Origin of the sequence: Prevotella sp. 10(H), from assembly GCF_000711235.1 — a bacterium.
Lineage (GTDB): Bacteria > Bacteroidota > Bacteroidia > Bacteroidales > Dysgonomonadaceae > Dysgonomonas.
Genome location: NZ_JOMI01000003.1, coordinates 445,476 through 461,880, shown reverse-complemented (window position 1 = coordinate 461,880; position 16,405 = coordinate 445,476). Strand labels below are relative to the sequence as shown.

14 protein-coding genes are annotated in these 16,405 nt (G+C 40.4%); 3 read left to right on the top strand and 11 right to left on the bottom strand.

The window, feature by feature from the left end:
- Window positions 1-71: 71 nt before the first annotated feature.
- The gene (locus K348_RS0107515) at window positions 72-1,253 is read right to left on the bottom strand and encodes a MalY/PatB family protein (protein WP_029904350.1); all 1,182 of its coding nucleotides are present in this window, start codon (window positions 1,251-1,253) and stop codon (window positions 72-74) included.
- Window positions 1,254-1,756: 503 nt separating this feature from the next.
- A complete protein-coding gene (locus K348_RS0107510; RefSeq protein WP_029904349.1) occupies window positions 1,757-2,392 on the bottom strand; it encodes a peroxiredoxin in 636 nt (211 codons plus the stop codon).
- A 205-nt stretch (window positions 2,393-2,597) separates the two neighbouring features.
- Here K348_RS0107510 and K348_RS0107505 point away from each other — a divergent pair, with 205 nt between their 5' ends.
- A complete protein-coding gene (locus tag K348_RS0107505; RefSeq protein ID WP_029904348.1) occupies window positions 2,598-3,785 on the top strand; it encodes a hypothetical protein in 1,188 nt (395 codons plus the stop codon).
- Here the strand turns inward: K348_RS0107505 and K348_RS0107500 are convergent.
- The gene (locus tag K348_RS0107500; protein ID WP_029904347.1) at window positions 3,782-4,534 is read right to left on the bottom strand and encodes an RNA methyltransferase; all 753 of its coding nucleotides are present in this window, start codon (window positions 4,532-4,534) and stop codon (window positions 3,782-3,784) included. The two genes, K348_RS0107505 and K348_RS0107500, sit on opposite strands and share 4 nt — an antisense overlap.
- Before the next feature lie 5 nt (window positions 4,535-4,539).
- The gene (locus K348_RS0107495) at window positions 4,540-4,932 is read right to left on the bottom strand and encodes a VOC family protein (protein WP_029904346.1); all 393 of its coding nucleotides are present in this window, start codon (window positions 4,930-4,932) and stop codon (window positions 4,540-4,542) included.
- A 113-nt stretch (window positions 4,933-5,045) separates the two neighbouring features.
- Between K348_RS0107495 and K348_RS0107490 the strand changes: the two genes are divergently transcribed.
- Both K348_RS0107490 and K348_RS0107485 read left to right on the top strand, forming a co-directional pair.
- Window positions 5,046-7,451: a BamA/TamA family outer membrane protein gene (locus K348_RS0107490; protein ID WP_051697698.1), complete on the top strand. Its 2,406-nt coding sequence runs from the start codon at window positions 5,046-5,048 to the stop codon at window positions 7,449-7,451.
- A gap of 126 nt (window positions 7,452-7,577) precedes the next feature.
- Window positions 7,578-8,405 (top strand): tetratricopeptide repeat protein, encoded by an 828-nt coding sequence (locus tag K348_RS0107485; RefSeq protein ID WP_029904344.1) that lies wholly within the window; start codon window positions 7,578-7,580, stop codon window positions 8,403-8,405.
- 384 nt (window positions 8,406-8,789) lie between these two features.
- Here K348_RS0107485 and K348_RS0107480 read toward each other — a convergent pair whose 3' ends face one another.
- The 7 genes from K348_RS0107480 to K348_RS0107450 form a co-directional block, all read right to left on the bottom strand.
- A complete protein-coding gene (locus tag K348_RS0107480) occupies window positions 8,790-9,686 on the bottom strand; it encodes a DUF4835 family protein (RefSeq protein WP_029904343.1) in 897 nt (298 codons plus the stop codon).
- Window positions 9,687-11,672 (bottom strand): OmpA family protein, encoded by a 1,986-nt coding sequence (locus K348_RS0107475; RefSeq protein ID WP_029904342.1) that lies wholly within the window; start codon window positions 11,670-11,672, stop codon window positions 9,687-9,689. It abuts the gene before it with no gap.
- An 89-nt stretch (window positions 11,673-11,761) separates the two neighbouring features.
- Window positions 11,762-12,397, bottom strand: a complete 636-nt coding sequence (locus K348_RS0107470) for a trimeric intracellular cation channel family protein (RefSeq protein WP_029904341.1) — start codon at window positions 12,395-12,397, stop codon at window positions 11,762-11,764.
- Window positions 12,398-12,509: 112 nt separating this feature from the next.
- Window positions 12,510-13,595, bottom strand: a complete 1,086-nt coding sequence (mnmA, locus tag K348_RS0107465; protein ID WP_029904340.1) for a tRNA 2-thiouridine(34) synthase MnmA — start codon at window positions 13,593-13,595, stop codon at window positions 12,510-12,512.
- 10 nt (window positions 13,596-13,605) lie between these two features.
- Window positions 13,606-14,115, bottom strand: coding sequence for a hypothetical protein (locus K348_RS0107460; RefSeq protein ID WP_029904339.1), 510 nt, complete (start codon window positions 14,113-14,115; stop codon window positions 13,606-13,608).
- A gap of 65 nt (window positions 14,116-14,180) precedes the next feature.
- On the bottom strand, window positions 14,181-15,374 hold the full coding sequence (locus K348_RS0107455) for a hypothetical protein (RefSeq protein WP_051697696.1): 1,194 nt from the start codon (window positions 15,372-15,374) through the stop codon (window positions 14,181-14,183).
- 70 nt (window positions 15,375-15,444) lie between these two features.
- Window positions 15,445-16,374, bottom strand: coding sequence for a DMT family transporter (locus tag K348_RS0107450; RefSeq protein ID WP_029904337.1), 930 nt, complete (start codon window positions 16,372-16,374; stop codon window positions 15,445-15,447).
- Between the last annotated feature and the right edge of the window lie 31 nt (window positions 16,375-16,405).

The window sequence follows — 16,405 nt, the reverse complement described above, 5'->3', positions numbered from 1 at the left end:
TCTGACAAAGACTCTTTTTGTTTATTTTGTAAGACAACAATCGTGCCTAAATTCGACTTAAAACAAATTCTCTAATTAATTTGTTTGGCCTCAACGGCGCTTTTAAGATTATCCAACGCTTTTTGTATATTAGCTAGAGGCGTGCCTACATTCATGCGCATAAATCCTTCACCTCCCTGTCCGAACATTGTACCGTCGTTCAGTGCCAATCTGGCATCTTTGACAAACAAAGAAACAAGTTCTGCCTGTGACAATCCCAATTCCCTGCAATCGAGCCATACCAAGAAAGATGCCTGCGGCAACATGGCTTTAATCTGAGGAATATTCTTTTTCAGATAATCGTCTACAAAGGTAACATTTTTCCATATATAATCCTTTGCCTCGTCGAGCCATTCGCTGCCATGCTCATATGCGGCCTGTGTAGCAAGGTAAGCAAAAATATGGCCTGCATCGAGTTCACTGGCGGTTAGGTATGCATCGAATTTTTCCCTTAACTCCTTATTAGGAATTATGGAATGTGAACTTACAATCCCAGCAATATTGAAAGTCTTGCTAGGCGCCATGAATGTGATACTGTTTTGTGCCGCTTTGTCCGATACGCTGCCAAAAGGCACGTGAGTGTGAGGAGTAAAAGCAAGGTCGGAATGTATCTCGTCAGAAATAACAAGTATCTTATTATCATAACAGATTTCGGCGATATCGATCAGTTCCTGCCGCGACCATACACGTCCTGCCGGATTATGAGGATTACAGAGAATCAATACTTTTACAGAAGGTTCTATTACTTTTTTTAGTCCGTCGAGATCCATGCGGTATTGTCCCGCTTCAAGAACCAACGGATTATCCACAACCGTACGGTGGTGGTGCTCAGGTACTATACGGAAAGGGTGATAAACAGGCGGCTGAATAATTACTTTATCTTCTTTTGTTGTAAAACAATCGATAACAAAGGCTATTCCTTTTACTATTCCCGGAATAAATGTAAGCCATTCCTGCTCTATTTTCCAGTTATGCTTTTTATCTATCCAGTTTATAATTGAATCGTAATATGCCTGCGACGGGCTGGTATAACCAAAGATTCCATGCTTTGTCCGCTCTATAATAGCCTCACCTATTGCCGGAGGCGAAAGGAAATCCATGTCTGCTACCCACAGCGGTATTACATCGGCATTGCCATAACGTTCGGCTAAAGCATCTGTCTTTATCGCGTTTGTTCCTCGACGGTCGATTATCTGGTCAAAATTGTATTTCATATATTGCACTGCTTAAAATTCAATTTGCAAAAGTAGGAAATTAAACGGAGATAAAGGTTAGCGGAAAAGGAAATATATTGTTGGAAACTTTATCTATATAGTTTTAGCTGATAGCGTTTAGCTGTTAGCAGATAGCTCTTTGAAATGATATGTTAGTTACAAGTTACTTCGCCCTACGGGCAGTTACGAGTTACATGTATTGTTTTTGCGCTGTCAATTGTCAACTTTCCATTGTATATTGAAAACGTTACTTTTGTTACCTTTTAACCAAATATGGTTAATTAATGTAAATTTCAAAATTAGATACAAGTAAGCGAGTAAACAAGTAGACGAGTCTTTCAACTCGTATCTCGTATTTTGTTTACTTGTCTGCTGAAATTTCCGTTACTTTCGTTACTTTTTAACACTTTATCGTTAAAAAAGACAAAAAGCCGTTATCCCACGACAACAGCTTTAAGAACTAAATTAACCTAAAAATATTTTACTAATACAAGAGTCTAAAATTAGTGCTTATGAGATAAGTAATCAGAAATTCCTTCCTGAGTTGCTTTCAGCGCTTTATCTCCTTTTTTCCAGTTGGCAGGGCAAACCTCACCATTTTCTTCTGTGAACTGAAGAGCATCGATCAGACGTAGCGTTTCGTCTACACTACGGCCGAGCGGCATATCGTTTACTACCTGATGACGTACAATTCCGTCCTTATCGATAAGGAATAATCCGCGATAAGCCTGAGGTGTACCGTTGAACACATCATTTCCTTCGTCGTTATAGTCGAAGTTACCTGCTAATACATCATAAGCTGTAGATATCATTAATGACTGGTCCGCCACTAAAGGATAGCGTACACCTTTGATACCACCCTCGTTTTGTTCTGTCTGAAGCCATTTCCAGTGAGCATTTGCAGAGTCGGTAGATGCGCCTACGACAGCAACATTACGCGATTCGAAATCTGCAATCCTTTCCTGAAAAGCGATTATTTCTGTTGGACAAACAAAAGTAAAATCGGCAGGATAGAAAAAGAATACGACATATTTCTTTCCTTTGTATTGATCGAGGGAGAAGCCCTCTACTATTTCGTTACCGTTAACTACTGCGCTAGCTTTAAATTCCGGTGCTTGTTTTCCTACTAATACTGACATAATGAATTGGTTTTTGAGTTAAATTTATAAATCTGACACAAAGATAAATCGTTCTTTTTAATAAGTCAAATAGATAATTGTTATGTTAATATCGATATCCTTTATATGAATTAACAAATCCTTTATAGACAGATGTATCGAAGAACAAGTATAGCCTCAACTTAAATATATATTCATTAATTTTGTCGGAATAAACAATATCTGAATGATCCTCTATTTCAATCCCGGGCATGAAACTGCCGTTATAAATGCGTCTCCTTATTATATGGCTCCCGCTAATGTTGTTTCCATGCAAAACGAGCTAGGTTACCTACCGGCATGGTACGGGACGAAAGATGATGTCACACTCTTAAATAGGCTTCTCGATGCGGATTATTGTTCATTTTTGCATGCAAACCTGTCAGAGGCGCCAAAGGCTGTAATAAAAGAACAATTATCGGATTACTGCGGGTCTGAAATCTCATTATGGGGAATATCACCGCAGGCAATCCATTTTTTCAACGAGTTGAATAGTGAATATGAAACAGGCTTTATTATACCGGCATGGAAAGAGGAATACTCCTATCTGAATAGCCGTTTAGCAGCAAAAGATTGTCTGGAAAAGCTTGTATATAAAATAGACGTAATACAGCCTTATATCATACCTCAAATTTATACAAATGTAGAAGAAATAGAGAATGCAGTAAAGAGTACCGATACGCAGTTGTTAGCAAAAGCTCCTTATTCTTCATCGGGGAGAGGTCTTCTCTGGTTGCCTCAAACAGGACTGACACGCACCGAAAGGCAGATTTTGCACGGTATATTGAAGAAGCAAAACTGCGTCACTGTAGAAAAGGTGCTCGATAAGCAGACAGATTTTGCAATGGAGTTTATGTGTGATGGTAAGGGTAATGTGCAGTTCGAGGGCTACTCTCTGTTTTATACGAATAAGAAGGGAGTGTATGAGAGTAACTTTATAGGTTCACAGGAATATATTGAGGGAGAGTTGATATCTCTGATAACTTTATCTATACTGAACGAAGTAAGAGCAGCGCTTTTAGAAATATTAAAAGAAAAGTATGCTTCGGTTTATAAAGGATGTATAGGTGTAGATATGATGATCTATAAAGAGAATAACGAGTACAAAATACAGCCATGCGTCGAGATAAATATGCGTTATAATATGGGGTTTCTGGCATTGAAACTTTATGAGAAGTATATATCCCAAAAATCGTTCGGGAAGTTTTATCTCGATTTCAGTGCTAAAGCAGGTGAAATCCATATGCGACATATACAAGCAAAAGAACAATACCCTGCTTCCTTCGAGAACGGGAGATTAAGAAAAGGTTATATGCCACTTTGCCCTGTAAATCAGGATTCCCGATATTGGGCGTATATAATTATTGAAAGCTAATTACTTCTCCGCCTGAATTCGGCACATACGATAGCGGTGGCTATCGCAACATTCAACGATTCGGAGGTGGGCTGACCTATTGGATAATTAGGGATGTAAAGCTTATTGGTAATGAGCTTTTCTATCTCGGGTCGGATGCCGTTACCTTCATTACCCATAATGATAATCCCGTTAGGGCTGAGTTCTTTGACGTACATATTTTCACCACTGAGTAAAGTTCCGTATACAGGCATATTTTGGTGATTGGAGAGAAAAGCTTTTAAATCCGTATAGTGCAGATTTACTCTGGCCAGAGCACCCATAGTTGCCTGTACTACTTTGGGATTATAAACATCTACAGTATCTGCAGAGCAGAATATATGCTTTATGCCGTACCAGTCGGCAAGGCGGATTATAGTTCCCAGATTTCCGGGGTCTTGTATAACGTCGAGGGCAAGTACGAGTTGGTTATCGATATCGATATTATGCAGTTCTTCCGGTTGATAGAATACGGCTAATACCTGTTGCGGATTCTGTAAGAAACTGGCTTGTGATAGCTGACTATAATTCACTTCTACTACTTCTTCGATAGCGGATATATCGAGGTCTGACAAGAAATCGGAAGTAGCTACAAGCAACTGGCATTTCATATATGGGAGTAGGTCTGTTACCAGCTTATTGCCCTCGGCTACAAAGACTTTATGCTCTTCCCTGAATTTCTTTTCCTTGAGCGAGCGGATATACTTGAGCTTGTTTTTGCTTAGACTCATAGCCCTTATTTGAAAATGACTTCCAGCCTGTTATTTTCCGGATCAAGCGTTTCAAACTCGTAGTAGCCGTCGCCTGTTACTCTTGGGCCTCTCAATATGGGGTATCCGGCAGCTTTAAGTTCTTCGAGTTTATTATCAACTTCTTCAGCTGAGTTTACTGCAAATGCCAGATGGATGTATCCTTTATACTGGGTAATAGTATTGTTCGCATTGTCGGGAATATCATCCCTGTGCATTACTTCCAGTTGGCTTCCTGATGCAAATGTAAGGAAATAGCTTCTGAAACCGGTCGTCTTATTTGTATACAATTCGTTTGCTGTAGCACCGAAATGATTGACATAATACTCTTTGATTTTTTCTAGGTCGCTAACCCATATGGCCACGTGATGTAGTAACATTTGATCTTTTTAGAAGTTAGTTCTGATTCTTTTTAGCACAAAACTACAAAAAGAAACAATTAAAACCCTAAATTTGTCGTTCATTTTATAATTCGCATACTGTCTGTTTACCAATGAAGTATAAAATACTAGTTGCAATAATAATTTTAGGCATCTTCGCTATTCTGATACAGTCGTGTAGTTCTACCAAATTTGTACCCGACGGAGAATATCTTTTGACAAGCACCACTGTAAAAAGTGATAAGAAGGTCATGCCTTCCTACGAGATGGAAACTTATATAAAGCAGCGGCCCAATTACAAGACGTTTTCGATCTTTAAGCTGCCGCTATTCATATATAATCTTGCAGGAAAAGATACCACTAAATGGATCAACCGTACACTTATTCATGCAGGAGATGCTCCCGTATTATACGATAGTACGATGGTCGGCCAGACGGTAACAAATTTTGAGCGGATAATGACCAACAAAGGCTACCTGAATGCCGAGGTTACCCCTGATGTCGAGTTGCAAAACAAGAAAGCAAAGATCACCTATAATATAAAAGCCGGAGATCCTTACAGGATAACCAGCTATACAATAGATGTAAACGACAGTATCCTTTCCAATCCTAAAATACTGTTTCCTAGCAGAAGGAGCCGAAACAGAAACAATATGCTGCCTACCTTCAGTATCGATTCCATATTAAAAAGGAATACTTATGTGAAAAGAAATGGAGTGTTCGATCTCGATATGCTCGACATGGAACGCGACCGTATAACATCCATATTCCGCCGGGCAGGGTATTACGCATTCGATAAGGAATACATAGGTTTTGAAGCCGATACTACGGTGGGTAAGAATAAGGTAGATCTGGATCTGACAATATACCCTTATGTTTCATCTACAGGACTTAATGGTCAGACAGTTTCTTCTCCACATCGTCAGTACACCGTAAAATCTGTTGAATTATATATTGACTATAATCCACTGGAGGACGGTGACCTGAGCCAGTATCAGGAAACCAAAGTATATGAGAAAGACGGTTATATTATAAAGTATGGTCCGCGCGGACAGTATATAAAACCGAATGTCATCTTAAATAACTGCTACATTACACCGGGTAGTCTTTATAATGAAACTATGACTACCATGACATATAGCGCGCTTTCTCAGTTACGAATACTTAAAAACGTAAATATAGCATGGGAAAGCGATTCTACCGATCTGCGCTGTATTATAACCTGTGTGCCTGACAAGAAACAGGGGATATCGGCAGATGTAGAAGGTACTAACTCCGGGGGTTATTTCGGTGTTGGTGCGGGTATCGGCTATCTTCACCGCAATGCATTTAAGGGGTCTGAGCTTTTCAATGTCCGTCTGAGAGGTGCATACGAGGCTATTACACCAAGCTTTACCAGCTTTAAGGATAACTACTTCGAGATAGGAGGAGAAACATCCCTTACCTTCCCCCGCTTCATGTTTCCGTTTCTGAAAAGGGACTTCAGAAGAAGTATACATGCTTCTACGCAGTTCAATACCAGCTATACATTCCAGCGCAGGCCCGGCTTTTTTACCCGGACTGTATTGGCTACAGGCGTAAAATATATATGGCAGGACAGGCGTTTGTCTCTAAACAGGCACACTTTCGACCTGATTGATATAAGCTACGTACATTTACCTAAAAATTCGCTTGACTCGGCATTTTACGCTGATTTGTCTGCTGCAGCCCAGCAATATAGTTTCAATGACCACTTTATCATGAGCACGGGTTATACATTCTCCCGTTCTAATATAGCCAGTCCTACCCGACGGGGCCGACCGATATATTCCCTGAGGGCTTCCGTAGAAACAGCCGGAAATGTCCTTGCTCTTGCTACCGCCATTGCGAATTCAAAGAAGAACGAAATGGGGTCGCGGCAGGTATTCGGCACCAACTTTGCCCAATATGTGAAAGGTACAGTTGACTACAGTAAGACATATCAGGTAGATGAAAAGAACTCCATTGCATGGCATGTCGGCGGCGGTATAGCATATCCTTACGGCAACAGCGGGCAAATACCTATACAAAAGCGATTCTTCTCGGGAGGGGCTAATAGTGTAAGAGGATGGGGTATCCGCGAACTGGGGCCCGGTTCATACTACTTCAGGAATGAAGATGGCAAGAGTGTCGACGATAAAGACAACTTCTATTACCATTCGGGAGACATCCGTTTCGATGCCAGTATAGAATACCGTAGTAAACTTTTTTGGGTACTCGAACTGGGCGCTTTTATCGATGCAGGAAATATCTGGACAGTAAAAGAATATGACAAGCAGGAAAAAGGCAGCTTAAAGGTCAACCGATTCTACAAAGAGATTGCTTTTGCATGGGGTCTTGGATTCCGTTTCGACTTCGACTTCGTTCTTATCCGTCTCGATTGCGGATGGAAAGCATATGACCCGTCGAACGACCCCAATACAAAAAGATGGCCTATTGGTCAGCCTTACAAGATAGGCAAGAATACTGCATGGCATATAGCCGTAGGATATCCGTTCTAAGAGTTTTTCGTTTACAATTCATAACTACGGAATGGCTTCTTTTAAATCTTTTTAGACAATATGTTTTAACCAAATCAGTTTATTAAAGGTAAATTTGTTCCTGAATAACTAACAGTGTATTGATTGATGAAAAAAATCCTTCTATTCCTTCTTCTTATCTACCCGGTTCTTAACACGACAGCCCAAACATATGAAGAAATGGTAAACAGGGCAATGGACTATGTCGATCAGAATGATTATCCGGCAGCCGAACAGGCTATGAAAGCAGCGTTAAGAAAAGAACCCACCAATCCGAACAATCCGATGCTGATGGTAAATCTGGGCACAATACAACGCAATCTCGGAAATCTGGATGAAGCTTTAATCTCATATAATGTAGCGATAGAGAACTACCCGGATGCTATATTTATACGTCATAACAGGGCCGCATTATACTGCGAAATGAACCGTTTCGATGATGCGCTGAAAGATTATAATACTATTCTTCTTGCTGAACCTAAAGACTTAGAAGCTTTATACCGCAGGGCGCTCATATATGTTACTAATAAGGATTACTTTACGGCAGAAGATGATTTCGAAAAGATTTTAGAGACATATCCAGAGCATCTGAATGCAAAAATGGGTATAGCAGCCATCAAGAAGCGCAGGCTGGAATGGAAAGAAGCCGAAGAAATGTATTCTGATTTAATATATAAGCATCGCACCAATCCGAATGCCGCATTATATTACAACAGGGCAGAATGTTATTTACGTATGAACAAGCTTTCAAGTACCGATACTGATATAAAAAAGGCGTTGGAGTTAGGCTACGACGACGCTTCTATCTACATTTTAAGAGGTCAGCTACGGCTTGCCCAATATGAGAAGAGACTTGCCAAAGAAGACTTTGTGAAAGCTAAGGAATTGGGTGCGGAAGAAAGTATTGTAGAGGAATTTCTCAGGCTTTGCAAATAATCTACAATCTTTGATATGTTTACATCTATTAACCAAATATAGTTAAAAGGTAACGAAAGTAACGGAAATTTCAGTTAACAAGTAAACAAGATACGAGATACGAGCTATAGACTCGTCTACTTGTTTACTCGTTTACTTGTATCTAATTGTGAAATAAACATTTATTAACTGTATTTGGTTAAAAAGTAACGAAAGTAACGTTTTCAATGTACAATGAAAAGTTGACAATTGACAGTGCAAAAACAAAACATGTAACTCGTAACTACCCGTAGGGCGAAGTAACCCGTAACTATATTATTTCAAAGAACTAAAAGCTATCAGCTAATGGCTAAAAGCTAAAACTATATAGATAAAGTTCTATGAAATAATTCCGCTATATTAACCTTATTTCAACTGGTTTATATTATAGCTTTTGGTAGGGAATATAGGTAGGAGAATTTTCTTTACACTTTGTTTCTCTTCTTCGGTAGCCTGTGAAGAGATTCTTACAATCTCATCTATTTTAGTTTCGGCAAGGACACTGAACAAGACCGAAGACGGACGCGCACTATACAGATTCGGAAGTTCGTTCAGAGATTCGATAATACGTATACGACCGCGGGAAGCATTTGCAGACATTTCATCCAATCCCGTGCGGTGATAATTATAGAAAAAAGTGTGGAACGGCGAAGAGCTCTCTTCGGTAAGTGCCATTGCCAGATCGTAACGATTATTGTTTCTGCCCGAAAAAGGCTCCCAACCCTTTGTGCCTAGAGATTGCGCCATATTGGCTATGTCCATAGCCTTACTGAAATAGGGGCGGCCACCATTTAAAGAAAAAGAATCGAAATCGAGACCGATAATGATATTGGCATAGAATGAAATAACGGCTACGAGATTGTTATCGACCGATATATTATTATAATCGAGCGATTCTCCCTGACGGTAACTAAACTCGAATTGTGTATCCCTGAAATTAAAAAGAGAGGTCACATATGAAGAATTGTAGACAGGGCGTTGAGATGTTACCTGAATCTCTCCTGAGAAGCTATTTTCGGAAGTCTGACCTGATAAAGTTATTATTACGTTGCAGTTTATCCGTTCATTTTTACTGAATGTTACCTCAGTCCATTTCTGTTCATTCAGCAAGCGGTTCACCTGCGATTCCAATGAAGAAATCAGCTGTGTATTAGGAGATGGCAATTGTTGTGTATTAATCGTCAGTTTGGCATTAAGTTCCTGCGCTTGCAGAAAAGAAGCGGACACCAGTAAATATAGTATTGTCCAGATAAAGCGTTTCATTTACTCAAGGTTATAAGTTATACTCAATACTTTAAACTCTGTACGACGGTTTACCTGATCGGCCATATCCTGCTGTTCGGGCGGAAGTTGTTCGATAAATTCCGGTGTCAATACTTCGCCTTCTTTAAGGAAATCATATTTCTTCACTACGGCTTTTGTCACCGTCTTGGCTTCACTCTTACCTTTACCTACTGCCGTGAGGCGGTCAGGAGCGATTCCGTGAGCAATCAGATAATCGACTACAGACTGTGCACGGCGTTGTGAAAGTCCTATATTATATTCTTCTGATCCCTTACGGTCGGTATGAGCCGATAACTCGATAGTTACATTCGGATTGAGCGTCAAGAGATCTATAAGCCCGTCCAACTCTTCTTTCGATTCGGGTCGTAAAGTTGCCTTATCGAAATCGTAGAAAATATTCTCCAATACCACAGGCTTATTTATCGGTGTCAGAATAAAGTCGACAAGATAGGTGGAATCTTTCTCCATTTCAACCGTCTTCAAAGACATGCGGGTATTCAGATAATTCTCTCCACTGGCAAGAAACACATAATCCACCCCCTGATTCACATCGAGTGTATAAGTGCCGTCGATCTTACCCGGAAACTTCTTATTAGTACCATCGCGTCCGACAACCCTGATAGTCGAATTAGTAACAAATTCATCGTCAGTATCTACTATATAACCTTCGACCTGTGTTTTAATAACAGGATATTCGAAAGAATAAATATGGTCGAAACCTCTGCCATCGCCCCTGTTGGAGCTGAAGAATCCACTTTCCTTATCCCCGTCGAAAGTGATTCCGAAATCGTCTGCCTGAGAGTTTATCGGCCATTGCAGGTTTTCTATATTCCAGCGTTTAGTTTGCGAATTATATACAGCTTTGTACAGGTCTAACCCACCCATTCCCACATGGCCGTCCGAAGCAAAATACAGCGTGGAGTCATTTCTCAGATAGGGAAACATTTCATCGCCTGCCGTATTTATATCCGTACCGAGATTTTCTACCGATTCTACAAGGTCACCTACCAGCACCGCACGCCAAATGTCCTTACCGCCATGCCCTCCTGCCCTGTCGGACACAAAATACAGGACATCTCCTGTCGAATTTATTGTGGGATGCGCATATACACTCATTGTATCGCGCCTGTTTATTTCCAGCTTGGTACCGTTACTCCACGAGCCGCCCGTACGTTGCGATACATAGATAGCAGGAAAAAATATTCCCACAGAATCGGGAAGCGGAGTATGGGTATAGTACATCGTTGTTCCCGTAGTAGTAAAGGAAGGTGTACCCTCATCCGACTCGGTATTAAGAGCCGATTCTACATGCTCTACTTTCATCCATTTCCCGTTTTCATCCTTCCGCGACATGAAGATATCGTTAAGCTTCGCCCCGGTAATGCCGCTGATAGTATCTCCTGTAGCCTCTTTTCGGTTCGATGAAAAATAAAGCTGGTCATAATCGGGAGGTAAAAGCATCGGGCTGAATTCTCCCCTGTTGGAATTGAACAAATCCATCCGCTGGATTTTATAGAGCGTCGGCTTAGCTTTCCACTGGGGAGCCAGCCTCGTTCCTTCGAGCCCGTTCAGGGCAAACCTGTTATCGGGATATAATTTGAGAAATTCTTCGTAATACTTTGCAGCTTGTTTGTAATCGCCTGCTTTATGTAACGAACGTGCATATTGTAGCGTTACAGTACTGTCGTTTACTTTATATCGTATGGCATTGGCATAAGCAGCATTGGCACGTACCGGATAGTTTATCAGACTGTAGCTTTCCGCCATGCGAAGAGCTACCTCTCCTCTTAACTCACGCTTTTTTGCAGAGGTTTTCCTGTAAATCTTACGATACATATCGGCTGCGACAAAGTACTCTCCCTGTGCAAACTTTTTATCGGCATCTTCCAGTTTAACCGATTTGCACGAAAAGAGATAAGACAGAAACAGTATCGAACCTAATGTATAGTAAATATATTTTTTCAAGATTTTCTTATATTGCTCAGCAAATGCATTTAATACACAAATATAACTCATTTATGCTAAGAATATTGCCTTTTACGGTAGCAAATAAGCTAGTCCTCACCCTTGAGTATCGGAAGTTTAAGGCGATATTTTGTCGCTAATATTCTAATTAAAACAACAAATAAGGCTGTAGCTATTTCTATTACCGTCAATTCTACATTCAGGTAATGCAGAATACTGAACAGGATTCCTCCCAGTATACAGGCTACCGCATACAGTTCCTGCGTAAAAATAATCGGTACTTCATTTATCAGGATATCGCGGATCATACCTCCTACTATACCTGTTATAGTGGCCATCGACACACATACCCATACCGAATAATCCAATGCAAGTGCTTTTTCATATCCTACTACCACGAATAATCCCAACCCGATACAGTCGAACCAGAATATCGTATTATTCAGATGTACCAGATACTTCCGGAAGCAAAGCACAATAAGGAATGCAAAAAGTGTACACCATATATAACGGCTTGCCTGCATCCAGAATATAGGAACATCGAGCAGCAGATCGCGAAGTGTCCCGCCTCCTGTTGCCGTCACAAAACCGATCACTATGGCTCCAAACCAGTCGAAGCGCTTTGCTGAAGCCAAACGGATACCACTGATAGCAAAAGCAATTGTTCCGAGAAACTCGATTATATCGACAAACTGGATATCGGCGAGGTCGTCAAAGAGAAACATGTCAATGAGTTATTTTTTGAAAAGTTTAGACATAAGATAATTATTATCCTTTACATATAAATCACATACACTGCGACAAATCCCCTGACAGCCTCAAGCTTAGCTAGTTTCTTCATTTGTCGACAATTTCGTCATTAGCTATCATGCCGCTACCGATACACAGTTTCGAATCGGCATCGTATACCACACCGAATTGTCCGGCAGCGATGCCTTGTATCTTTTCATCGGAATGAATACGGTACAGGTCGCCTATCTTTTCGATATAGCCGTGCGTAAATTCGGGTGTATGGCGTATCTTGAAAGTAATATCCTTACGCCCTTCAAAATCGCCCCATATATCTTCCGTGATAAAAGAGAATCCGGCCAGATTAACTACTTTCCCGTACTGTGTTTCAGGATCATAACCATTGGATACATAGACTATATTCCGTTTTGTATCCTTCTTTATCACAAACCACGGCCCACCGCTGAGCCCCAGCCCTTTGCGCTGTCCGATAGTATGGAACCAGTAGCCGTCGTGCTTTCCCAGTACATTACCGGTTTCGAGTTCCACAATTTTACCTTTCCGTTCACCGAGATAACGGCGGATAAAATCGTTGTAATTGATTTTTCCGAGAAAGCATATTCCCTGGCTGTCTTTTCGCTGTGCAGAAGGTAACCCCTGTTGCGCAGCTATAGCACGCACTTCACTCTTCAATAAATCGCCGATAGGGAACATCAGTTTGGATGCCTGCAGGTAATCAATCTGCCCGAGGAAGTAGGTCTGGTCTTTTACATGGTCTTTTGCTGTAGACAGCCATGTCTTACCGTTCAACTCGGTTGTGGTGGCATAGTGGCCTGTGGCAATCTTATCGAATTCGTGCCCCCATTTCTGTTCAAAACATCCGAATTTAATCATCTTGTTGCACATCATATCGGGATTCGGAGTCAGTCCGCGCTTAACGGCGTCTATTGTATAACTCACTACATTTTCCCAGTATTCTTCGTGCAGGGATACGACTTCCATCTTACAACTGTATTTCTTTGCTATATAGGTTGTAATTTCAATATCTTCTTCGGCAGGACAATCGATGTAGCCCTGCTCGTCTTCCATGCCTATCCGTATATAAAATATCGTAGGGTCATAGCCTTGTTCCTTTAGTTGATGTACAACTACCGAACTGTCTACCCCACCGGATACCAATGCTGCTATTTTCATTATTATTTTCCTACCAGATTTTCGTTTTCACGAACGACTTTATAGAACCCATACCGAAAGAGAAGCCTGTCCGGACAAAAAACTGCTGCTCGTTGCCTGTTACATTAAAGTCATATCCGGCCCTCACAAAAAAGAATTTATAATCGAAGTAAACATTCGGAGTGATAACTATACCGTCCTTTCCATGCCGGAAGTTGAACAGATAACCTGCATCACAGCCGACAAGAATAGTCGCTTTGTTATTATTGAATAACGACTCACTCAAAAATGAAGTCAACTGTATCGGTTTCAGGTTGAGACCCGATACGGGCGTACTTCCTCCGGTATAATCTATTCCGCTGGCAATGTATGAATTGAACGGATTTTTCTTATGCCATACAGGAAAAGATGCATTCGCTGCAAACTGTATAGCATTGCCTCCCTCCTGCGGAGTGGCATATTGCGCTCCTATTCCCAGAAACTGGGCAGAACAGGCAAAAGGAAACAGCAATAATAAGAATATTATCTTTATTTTTTTCATTATCGGTAAAAGCTTCTAATCAGGGTACAAAAGTACACTTTATTTCGCAGATTGTAATAAATCTTCTAAGCTTTATCTTTTATCCGGAATTCATCTTCCGGCCTATTATCTTTTAATGTTTTCACAAAATTAATTATAGTCAGTACTATAATGCCAAAATAAGCCAATGCCATCAATCTCCATGGTATAAATTCGAAGAAGACGAATGTATCCTGTGGATAATCTGCATATGCCGTAAAATAATGGAAACACCTGATATATGAATAAAAAGATATGAAAATAATGCCTAGAGGCAGGTATATTTTCTTCGGATACATAAACATGTATCCAATAGCTAATATATCACCCAAAAACATATAACGTTCGCGCATCCCCGGAAGAAAGAATGGACATACGATAGCACTTATAAAGAGAAGTTGTATCCATGATTGCAAAGAGAATATATATTTTTTTCTGCATAAAAGAAGTCCTGCCGTCAACGTTAATATTACAGTGAATATCATACCGATATTCTTATCATAATTTATAAGCCGTTGAATCCATACATAGATATTCGGAAAAAAGGCTACTACACTTTCGTAATATTCCGATTGCATCTTATAGATCAGTAATAAGTCGAGAAATGGCCGGCCGGCAATCCAGGCCGGTATAATAGTAATAATATATATCACGGGAATCATCAGGAAATAATACCATCTGATCCCTCCCCTGAGCATATAGACAAAGAAAAACGGCAGTACAATGCTTGTCTGTGCTTTCAATGCAAATGCTAGCCCGAGAAGAATAACCGATACCAGATTATTACGTTTCAACAGGAAATAAATACTGGCTAATATAACGGAAACATAGACGGAATCACATTGTGCCATAAAAGAGCCATTCAGTATAACGGACGGAAGTATCGATACCAAGGCAAAAGATATCCACTTAAATGATTGTTTTTTTGTAACCAGAAAAACTATCTGAGCCATAAAATAAGCGGCTATAAAGTCGAATATAACCGAGATAATCTTTATCCCATAAAGGGGGTATATGTCTGATTTTGCCACAATCGCCAACAGATAAATATAAGTAGGCGTATAATTATAAAAGTCATCCTTAAAGCCGGGAAAACCGTACATTTTTATATGGTTAATCCAATGACTGAGAAAGCCACCGTAATCCGGAGAGTGGTTATCAAATAAAAAGAGCCTGAACACAAGTCCCAGTAATACGATACCAAAACAGCAATATTTAATGCGGTTACTCACTTTATCCATCGTGTATATTTAATAAAATATGCGTAAAATTACGGTTTATTTTTAAGAAAAGCAGACTGTTAGCCTATGATTATGCTGTCTTCGCTTCTTCTTCAACGTCAGCTCTGGACTTACTGACCGTTACAAGGTATACGCCTCCGAATATCAGAACGGCAGCAATCAGCTTTTCGATTGTAAACTTGTCCATACCCATAAATATAGCAACGCCGGAAGCTATCAACGGCTGCATATTGTTGTACATAGATATGGTTGTAGGCCTGATTCTCCTCTGTGCCAAAGGAATCAGCATATATGTAATAAAGGTAGCGCCTATCAGTGTAAAGGATAGTAAAAGGTATGGTGTAATGTCTGTCTGAGAAAACATCGGAGCCTCAGCCACATATTTAAATCCTATCGGCAAATCAATTAATGTAGCAAAAAGGAACATCCATTTCATCATGGTTATCGGGGAATACTTCGTAGATAAGGGACGTGTAATTACAAGGTAAAAAGCGTAAAACATCTGTGCCGATAGTACTGAGAGGTCACCGACTAATGCCGAACCTTGCCCTGTAGATACCTGATGACTCGAATAAACCAGAAATATCGCTCCCCCTCCGCCTACGATTACACCGCCGAATTTCTTTGCCGTTATCGGTTCTTTCAAAATAATGGCTGCCAGAATCATGGCAAACAATGGCCCGCTTGTTGTTATTATCGATGCATCTACAGATGAAGTTTGTCCGAGACCTATGGCAAACAGAGTCTGGTTTATCAGCATGCCGCTCAATCCGCCGGCAATAAGTATCCATAAATCTTTTTTCTCTACCTTTTCTTTCTTCGTGAATAAAGAAACTATCCAGAAAGCAATGGCGGCAAATCCCATACGCAAAAGCGTCATTGCCATTGGCGACAACAACTCACTTGAGTATAAATATTTATTTATAGGAATATTCAGACCGAATATACTCATCACAAATAGCATGATGAGATGTCCTTGTTGCTTTTGGGAGAGAGCCATTATTAATTTGCCAATTATTTAATGTGCCGAT

Bases quoted from the DNA above. Each gene is read 5' to 3' on its own strand.
- K348_RS0107515 (WP_029904350.1), bottom strand. From the start codon at position 1,253: ATGAAATACAATTTTGACCAGATAATCGACCGTCGAGGAACAAACGCG.
- K348_RS0107510 (WP_029904349.1), bottom strand. From the start codon at position 2,392: ATGTCAGTATTAGTAGGAAAACAAGCACCGGAATTTAAAGCTAGCGCA.
- K348_RS0107505 (WP_029904348.1), top strand. From the start codon at position 2,598: ATGATCCTCTATTTCAATCCCGGGCATGAAACTGCCGTTATAAATGCG.
- K348_RS0107500 (WP_029904347.1), bottom strand. From the start codon at position 4,534: ATGAGTCTAAGCAAAAACAAGCTCAAGTATATCCGCTCGCTCAAGGAA.
- K348_RS0107495 (WP_029904346.1), bottom strand. From the start codon at position 4,932: ATGTTACTACATCACGTGGCCATATGGGTTAGCGACCTAGAAAAAATC.
- K348_RS0107490 (WP_051697698.1), top strand. From the start codon at position 5,046: ATGAAGTATAAAATACTAGTTGCAATAATAATTTTAGGCATCTTCGCT.
- K348_RS0107485 (WP_029904344.1), top strand. From the start codon at position 7,578: ATGAAAAAAATCCTTCTATTCCTTCTTCTTATCTACCCGGTTCTTAAC.
- K348_RS0107480 (WP_029904343.1), bottom strand. From the start codon at position 9,686: ATGAAACGCTTTATCTGGACAATACTATATTTACTGGTGTCCGCTTCT.
- K348_RS0107470 (WP_029904341.1), bottom strand. From the start codon at position 12,397: ATGTTTCTCTTTGACGACCTCGCCGATATCCAGTTTGTCGATATAATC.
- mnmA (WP_029904340.1), bottom strand. From the start codon at position 13,595: ATGAAAATAGCAGCATTGGTATCCGGTGGGGTAGACAGTTCGGTAGTT.
- K348_RS0107460 (WP_029904339.1), bottom strand. From the start codon at position 14,115: ATGAAAAAAATAAAGATAATATTCTTATTATTGCTGTTTCCTTTTGCC.
- K348_RS0107455 (WP_051697696.1), bottom strand. From the start codon at position 15,374: ATGGATAAAGTGAGTAACCGCATTAAATATTGCTGTTTTGGTATCGTA.
- K348_RS0107450 (WP_029904337.1), bottom strand. From the start codon at position 16,374: ATGGCTCTCTCCCAAAAGCAACAAGGACATCTCATCATGCTATTTGTG.